The sequence below is a fragment of the Wenzhouxiangella sp. 15190 genome (genome assembly GCF_003417465.1).
GTDB lineage: Bacteria > Pseudomonadota > Gammaproteobacteria > Xanthomonadales > Wenzhouxiangellaceae > Wenzhouxiangella.
The window spans coordinates 96837-103682 of the sequence record NZ_QVMV01000030.1; the positions used below are offsets into that span (position 1 = coordinate 96837).

The following is a 6846-nucleotide window of genomic DNA, read 5'->3' on the forward strand; positions in this document are numbered from 1 at the left end:
GAAACTCAGGGTTGCAAAGAATTCCCGGCGCCCTTCAGAAGGAGCCGCCAAAAACACCGAAACCCGTTCATCCTCTTGTTGAAGTCTACATCCGGGGCGTTGCACCCCTTGTGATATGGATCAATAAATGCGTAATTCCTAATAAGGCAAGCACCAAGCCCGCCGAATGAAGCTTGCGTACAATCCCGGTGAACCCTCTGTCGAGCATGCATCCATGAAAGCGGGCCAATCCATGACGTCAGCGCTGGGGGTATTCGCCGCCCTGGGGCTCGCGGCGGCCCTCGTTCTGGCCGGTCTGGACGCGCTGACTGAAGCGCGGATCGAGGCCGAGCGCCGGGAACACGCCCTGCGGGCGGTTTCGGCGATGCTGAAGCCGGGCCGTTACAACAATGAATTACTCGACGACACCGCACGCCTGCCGATCCAGGGTCTGGGCGAACCGGCCACCGTGTATCGGGCTCGCCTGGACAATGAACCCACGGCTGCCGTTATCGACGTGACTACATCGGAAGGCTACAGCGGCGATATTCGACTGCTGGTGGCGGTCGATCCAGATGGCAAAGTGCTGGGAATCCGCATTCTCGAACACCGGGAGACGCCCGGCTTGGGCGACAAAATCGAGCGAAGCAAGAGCGACTGGATCGAGCAGTTCGAGGGCAAGTCACTGCAGAATCCTCCAGCGCAAGACTGGGCTCCGGATCGCAGGGACGGTGCTTTCGATACGGTCACCAGCGCGACAATCACCTCGGCAGCCGTCATCGACGCGGTCAAGCGCGTCCTGCGGACGTTCGAATCCAACAAGAAAAAACTGTTTGCAACCACGGAAAACACGGAAAACACGGACTAAAATCGAAGTTTCCGTGCGTTCCGTGCGTTCCGTGGTTCCATGTTTATCAAGATGACAAATGACAAAAACTGAATCGAAACGCATCTGGCGCAACGGGCTCTGGGACAATAACCCGGGTCTGGTGCAGTTGCTGGGACTGTGCCCGTTGCTGGCGGTGTCGAATACGGCCGTCAATGGCCTGGGCCTGGGCCTTGCAACGCTGCTGGTCCTGTTGGTTTCCAATGGCCTGGTGTCAGTGCTGCGCTCGACCTGGCGGCCGGAACTTCGCATCCCCGCCTTCGTGCTGATCATCGCCTCGACGGTCACCGCCATCGACCTTTCGATGCAGGCCTGGCTGCACGAGCTCAGCCGCACCCTGGGCATATTCGTGCCGCTGATCGTGACCAACTGCACCATCCTGGCCCGCGCCGAGGCCTTCGCCTCGAAACAGCCGGTGGGTGCCAGCCTGATCGACGCGTTGGCCCAGGGCACCGGTTTCGCCGCCGTGCTGATCGTGCTCGGTGCGGGCCGGGAAATCGTCGGCCAGGGCACGCTGCTGGCCGGCGCCGACATGCTCTTCGGCGGGGCGGCCAGTGCCTGGACAATACAGCTGCTGCCCTTCGACCAGGGCCTGCTGCTGGCCGTTCTGCCACCGGGTGCCTTCATCGGCCTGGGGCTGCTGGTGGCGCTGCGGCAATATCTGGTCAACCGGCCGCGTCGGGCTGCCGTAGAATCGCGCACTTCCCCATCACCCGCCCAACCGACCACGCCATGAACAAGGCCGATCGCGAGGCGTTCTTTCGCAGGCTGAAAGAACTCAACCCCCATCCGACGACGGAGCTGGCGTACGAAACTCCCTTCGAACTGCTGGTGGCCGTCATCCTGTCCGCCCAGGCCACGGACGCAGGCGTCAACAAGGCCACCCGTCGCCTGTTCCCGGTGGCCAACACCCCGCAAGCGATCCTCGAGCTGGGCGAAGATGGCCTCAAGGAGTACATCAAGACGATCGGCCTGTTCAACTCCAAGGCGAAGAACATCATCCGGACCTGCCGCGACCTGGTCGAAAAGCACGATGGCGTGGTGCCGGACAGCCGGGCCGAACTGGAGGCCCTGGCCGGAGTGGGACGCAAAACCGCCAACGTGGTGCTCAATACTGCCTTCGGCCAACCCACGATGGCCGTAGACACGCACATCTTCCGGGTTGCCAACCGCACCGGACTGGCGCCGGGCAAAACCCCGCTCGCTGTCGAGAAGGCGCTGCTCAAGCGCGTGCCCGAAGCCTACCTCAAGGACGCCCACCACTGGCTGATCCTGCACGGGCGCTACACCTGCAAGGCGCGCAAGCCACTATGCGGCCAATGCCCCGTCTACGACCTGTGCCGGTGGCGGCAGAAACAGCGTCATTTCGAAGCGACGCGCCCCGATGACGCTAAGTAAATTCCCGTAGCGCACATTTAACACCCGGATGCTAGAGTATTGACGAACATCAAGTTCTGGTGTTCAACCTTATTCCAATCCGTGGAGGATCAGTCATGACCGACAAGAAATACCTGCTTACCGCCATCAGTACCGTTGCCGCCGCCTCGTTTTCCCTGAGCGCAATGGCATCCCAGGACACCGGCGTCGATCCATTCCAGGCCGAAGATCTGCCGGCCGGCTTCCAGGTCTCCGCCGACGACGACAAGGAAGGCAAGTGCGGTGAAGACAAGGACAAGGAAGGCAGCTGTGGCGAAGGTTCCTGCGGCGAAGACAAGGATAAGGAAGGCTCCTGCGGTGAAGATTCCGGCGACGACAAGGACGAAGAAGGCAGCTGCGGAGAGGGCTCCTGCGGCAGCGTCTGATTCTTGCTGAGCATGTCAAGAGCATCCACCTTTGATCTGAAAGGAGCCGGGCTGGGCCTTAGACGAGGCCTGCTCGAACCCCTGCGTGAGGCCGACCTCTCCGAGGTCGGTTTCATGGAGGTCGCTCCCGAAAACTGGATCGGCGTCGGCGGCCGTCTTGGCCGCCGCTTCGCCGAGTACACCGAACGCTTTCCCTTCGTCTGTCACGGGCTGTCGCTCTCCCTCGGCGCACCCGAACCGCTCGACCGCGGGTTCCTGGAGCGGGTCCGCCGCTTTCTGGACCAGCACGGCATCAGGGGCTATTCCGAGCACCTGAGCTATTGCTCCGAACACGGGCATCTCTATGACCTGATGCCCATCCCCTTTACCGAAGAGGCCGTCGACTGGGTCGCTTCGCGCATCCGCGAAACCCAGAACATCGTCGGTCGCCGCATCGCGGTGGAGAATATCTCCTACTATGCGACGGTTGGCGCCCAGATGAGCGAGCTGGAATTCATCAACGCCGTACTCGAGAAGGCCGACTGCCTGCTGTTGCTCGACGTCAACAACATCTACGTCAACAGCGTGAATCACCGCTACGATCCGCACGAGTTTCTGGCCGGCCTGCCCGCCGACCGGATCGCCTACATCCACGTGGCCGGTCATTACAACGAGGCCGAGGATCTGATCATCGATACCCACGGCGCAGCGGTCATCGACCCGGTCTGGCAACTGCTGGCCGAGGCCTACCAGCGACTGGGCGCCGTACCGACGCTGCTCGAGCGCGACTTCAATTTCCCTCCGGCCGAAGAACTTCTCGCCGAGGTCTCCCATATTCGTAACCTGCAGCACGAACATGCCCCCGCACAGCGACAGCAATTCGCCTCCTGAAAGCCTGCTCGCCCTGCAGCGGCAGTTCGCCGGGCATATTCGCGACCCCGAGCACATCGAGGCGCCGGAGGGTCCTGAAGAGCGTCGCCTGGCGATCTACCGGCGGCTGGTCTTCAGCAACCTGAGCAACCTGTTCTCGAAGAACTTCCCGGTGCTCCACAGAATCGTCGACCGGAAGCGCTGGCAATCGCTGATCCGCGAGTTCCTGACCGAGCATCGCTCGACCACGCCGATGTTCACCGAAATCGGCCGGGAATTCGTGCGCTTTCTGGAGGAAGAACAGCCCGACGGCCTGCCGCCGTTCGCGCTGGAGCTGGCCCACTGGGAATTCCTGGAGACCTGCGTGCGACTGGCCGAGGCCGACCCGAACGAGACCGACTGTCAAAGCGACGGCGATCTGCTTTCAGCCCCCGTCGCGCTCAATCCCACCTTGAGGCTGGCGCAGTACCGGTGGCCGGTGCACGAAATCGCGCCTGAGAACCAGCCCGATGCTCCGCTCGACGAGCCGCTGATTCTGGCCGCCTGGCGCCGGCGAAACGATCGCACCGGCTTCATGAAACTCAATGCAGTCACCGCACGCTTGCTCGAACTCATCGACCAGCAACCCCAACTGTCGGGACGGGCGGTTCTCGAAAAAATCGCCGAGGAAATGCAGGCACCGAACTCGCAAGCGATCGTGCAGTCCGGTCGCTCCATGCTCGAGCGCCTGCTCGAGCGCGAAGTCGTGCTCGGGGCGCGCCCCAAACCGAATCAGTAGATTCCCTCGACCTGCCAGCCCCGCTCCCTGAGCAACTCGACCAACCCGTCCTCGCCGTGCAGATGCAACGCCCCCACGGCGATGATCAGCCCGCCGGCTTCCAGCCAGGACTCGGCCCGCTCGAGCATGCGCCGATTGCGCGCGGCCAGGCCCTGCTCATTGAAGTAGCGCACGATGCGCCCGTCCAACCCCGCCATTTGCTCTTCGGCCAGCCGGTCCAGCCGCTCGAGATCGCCGTCGAGGTAGGCCGCTACGAGTTGCTCGAAAACGGCCGCGTGGTCATCGTGGTCGTCGACGGTCTCGCGAATCAGGCTGAGTTGATCTTCGAGCGGCAGGCCGGCCAGGAAATCGATCTGCTCATCGACGGTTTCCAGCGCCATCACATCGAGACCGGCCCCCTGGGCGCGGTAGGAAATCATCAGGTCCATGTACATCCCGGTCTCCGGCGGCGGCGTCGCCAGCGTCAGCGCCACGGCCCAGGGCTTGAGCCGGTTGACGGCCGACCGGGTCAGGCCGTATTTGTCGGTCAGGATCGTCACCACCTGACGGTGAAGTTCGGGATCGAGAACGTCGTCCAGGCTTCGTTCGGACACCATCGCCTGTTGCAAGCGCTCGAGCATTCTGCCGTCGGGCACGAGCTCGAGTGCAATTCGGTCCGCCTTCCCGAGCGCTTCGACCAACGGCTTTGGCCATTCGAGCAATCGTGGATCCTCGCTGTGCATCGTACCCAGCAACCAGTTCCGCCGGCCGTTGTCGTCGGTGACCGACCAGAACACCTCGGCCGACACCGCCACGGGCAGGAACGCCAACGCCAGGGCGAAGGCGCTGATCCATAACCTTCTGTGGTCAAACGGGTGACGGTGCATTATCCTGACTCTTTTGCCTGCGTCTCTTTTCATGCCTTCAATCGTCAACCGCTTTCGCGGTTTCCAGCCCGTAGTCGTCGACGTCGAGACCGGCGGCTTCAATGCTCGTACCGATGCCCTCCTCGAACTCGCCATGTGCATCATCGAGATGGACGACGACGGCTGGCTCTCGCCCGGCGAGATCATGATGCAGCATATCAAGCCCTTCGAGGGCGCCAACATCGAAGAAGCCGCGCTGGAATTCAACGGTATCCGTCCCGATCACCCGCTCCGGCCGGCCGTGGCTGAACGCGACGCACTCCGGCACCTGTTCCTGCCCGTTCGCCACAGCCTGCGTGAGACCGGCTGCAAACGCGCCGTCCTGGTCGGCCACAACGCGCATTTCGACCTGGGCTTTCTCAATGCCGCAATCGAGCGCACCAACTACAAGCGAAACCCGTTCCACCCATTCAGTTGCTTCGATACCGCCACGCTCGGCGGGCTGGCCTACGGGCAGACCGTGCTGGCGCGGGCCGTGACGGCCGCCGGCCTGGACTGGGACAAGAGCCGGGCCCACTCGGCCGCTTACGATACCGAGCGCACCGCGGCGCTCTTTTGCAACATCGTCAACCGCTGGCGTCACCTGGAGGAACTGGAAGAAGACAATGGCTGACGCTCCGGCCTAGTGTGCTGTCTGGCCCTAATTGCTGATATCAGCGAGTCGCCAAGCGGTCAGCTGCCAGGCGCTCGCTCGCCGGAAGGGAGGTTCCCTTTCAAGAGCGCGCAACGCCGCAGATGGCCGCTTGGCGGCTCGCCCAAAGGGAGTCCCGCAAATGGCCCACAACGGCGTTGCAAGCCTTGAACAGAGGCCCACTCTGCCCTGCGGCTCGCGCCTTTTTGTGAACCATTTGCGGGACTCTGATATCAGCAATTAGGACCAGACAGCACACCAATTCGCACGCCCTTGAAAGGAAGGGTTTATCATTCCAATGTAGTTTCAGGTAAGAGTTTTCTTCATTCGCACGCAACGGAGGATCGCAACATGGCTTTTGAGCTTCCCGACCTGCCCTACTCGATGGACGCGCTGGCGCCGAACATTTCGGCCGAGACGCTGGAATATCACTACGGCAAACACCACCAGACTTACGTCAACACGCTCAACGACATGATCGACGGCACCGAGTTCGCCGACATGCAGCTCGAGGACATCGTTCGCAAGTCCTCCGGTCCCATGTTCAACAACGCCGGCCAGATCTGGAACCACAACCTGTACTGGCGTTGCATGACGCCCAACGGCGGCAAGGAACCCGAGGGCAAGCTGGGCGAACTGATCCAGCGCGATTTCGGCGATTACAATCGCTTCGTCGATCAATTCACCCAGGCCTGCGTCAAGCGCTTCGGATCCGGCTGGGGCTGGCTGGTACAGACTCCGGACGGCAAGCTGGAGATCACGTCCACGCCGAACGCGGAAAACCCGCTGCTGACCGACAACACCGCCCTGCTGGGTTGTGACGTGTGGGAGCATGCCTACTACATCGATTACCGCAACGCGCGGCCCAAGTACGTCGAAGCCTTCCTGGAGATCGTCGACTGGGACTTCGTCGCTTCGCGTCTGCGCAACTGACCATTAAGGAGCCTCTGAATAACTCTGCGCGGAGCGCGTTTCAGTCGGAAATGCCGCAGATCGTGTGGTGCGACCCGAGTGAC

General features: G+C 62.1%; 9 protein-coding genes. 8 read left to right on the forward strand and 1 reads right to left on the reverse strand.

Translation table 11 applies throughout. The features are described 5' to 3' along the window. Positions 1-232: 232 nt before the first annotated feature. From DZK26_RS08970 to DZK26_RS08995, 6 genes are all read left to right on the forward strand, one after another. Positions 233-847 carry an RnfABCDGE type electron transport complex subunit G gene (locus tag DZK26_RS08970; protein WP_181918211.1) on the forward strand — a complete coding sequence of 205 codons (615 nt, stop codon included), beginning with the start codon at positions 233-235 and terminating at the stop codon, positions 845-847. Between the two features lie 58 nt (positions 848-905). Further along, the gene (locus DZK26_RS08975; protein ID WP_116896703.1) at positions 906-1601 is read left to right on the forward strand and encodes an electron transport complex subunit E; all 696 of its coding nucleotides are present in this window, start codon (positions 906-908) and stop codon (positions 1599-1601) included. Continuing rightward, complete coding sequence (gene nth / locus DZK26_RS08980) at positions 1598-2263, forward strand: endonuclease III (protein ID WP_116896702.1); 666 nt, start codon at positions 1598-1600, stop codon at positions 2261-2263. The genes DZK26_RS08975 and nth overlap by 4 nt, the downstream gene beginning before the upstream one ends. Before the next feature lie 95 nt (positions 2264-2358). Beyond that, complete coding sequence (locus DZK26_RS08985) at positions 2359-2667, forward strand: hypothetical protein (protein ID WP_116896701.1); 309 nt, start codon at positions 2359-2361, stop codon at positions 2665-2667. Between the two features lie 12 nt (positions 2668-2679). Then, entirely contained in the window at positions 2680-3537 is an 858-nt protein-coding gene (locus DZK26_RS08990; RefSeq protein ID WP_116896700.1) for a DUF692 domain-containing protein, read from the forward strand. Continuing rightward, complete coding sequence (locus DZK26_RS08995; protein ID WP_116896699.1) at positions 3503-4294, forward strand: DUF2063 domain-containing protein; 792 nt, start codon at positions 3503-3505, stop codon at positions 4292-4294. The genes DZK26_RS08990 and DZK26_RS08995 overlap by 35 nt, the downstream gene beginning before the upstream one ends. Here DZK26_RS08995 and DZK26_RS09000 read toward each other — a convergent pair. Beyond that, on the reverse strand, positions 4288-5160 hold the full coding sequence (locus tag DZK26_RS09000; RefSeq protein WP_181918210.1) for a TraB/GumN family protein: 873 nt from the start codon (positions 5158-5160) through the stop codon (positions 4288-4290). The two genes, DZK26_RS08995 and DZK26_RS09000, sit on opposite strands and share 7 nt — an antisense overlap. A 31-nt stretch (positions 5161-5191) precedes the next feature. On the opposite strand from DZK26_RS09000, the gene rnt reads away from it, so the two are divergent. Both rnt and DZK26_RS09010 read left to right on the forward strand, forming a co-directional pair. Continuing rightward, positions 5192-5812, forward strand: a complete 621-nt coding sequence (rnt, locus tag DZK26_RS09005; protein WP_181918209.1) for a ribonuclease T — start codon at positions 5192-5194, stop codon at positions 5810-5812. A gap of 369 nt (positions 5813-6181) precedes the next feature. Further along, positions 6182-6763, forward strand: coding sequence for a superoxide dismutase (locus DZK26_RS09010; protein WP_116896696.1), 582 nt, complete (start codon positions 6182-6184; stop codon positions 6761-6763). Positions 6764-6846 lie beyond the last annotated feature (83 nt).

Bases quoted from the DNA above. Each gene is read 5' to 3' on its own strand.
- DZK26_RS08970 (WP_181918211.1), top strand. From the start codon at position 233: ATGACGTCAGCGCTGGGGGTATTCGCCGCCCTGGGGCTCGCGGCGGCC.
- DZK26_RS08975 (WP_116896703.1), top strand. From the start codon at position 906: ATGACAAAAACTGAATCGAAACGCATCTGGCGCAACGGGCTCTGGGAC.
- nth (WP_116896702.1), top strand. From the start codon at position 1,598: ATGAACAAGGCCGATCGCGAGGCGTTCTTTCGCAGGCTGAAAGAACTC.
- DZK26_RS08985 (WP_116896701.1), top strand. From the start codon at position 2,359: ATGACCGACAAGAAATACCTGCTTACCGCCATCAGTACCGTTGCCGCC.
- DZK26_RS08990 (WP_116896700.1), top strand. From the start codon at position 2,680: ATGTCAAGAGCATCCACCTTTGATCTGAAAGGAGCCGGGCTGGGCCTT.
- DZK26_RS08995 (WP_116896699.1), top strand. From the start codon at position 3,503: ATGCCCCCGCACAGCGACAGCAATTCGCCTCCTGAAAGCCTGCTCGCC.
- DZK26_RS09000 (WP_181918210.1), bottom strand. From the start codon at position 5,160: ATGCACCGTCACCCGTTTGACCACAGAAGGTTATGGATCAGCGCCTTC.
- rnt (WP_181918209.1), top strand. From the start codon at position 5,192: ATGCCTTCAATCGTCAACCGCTTTCGCGGTTTCCAGCCCGTAGTCGTC.
- DZK26_RS09010 (WP_116896696.1), top strand. From the start codon at position 6,182: ATGGCTTTTGAGCTTCCCGACCTGCCCTACTCGATGGACGCGCTGGCG.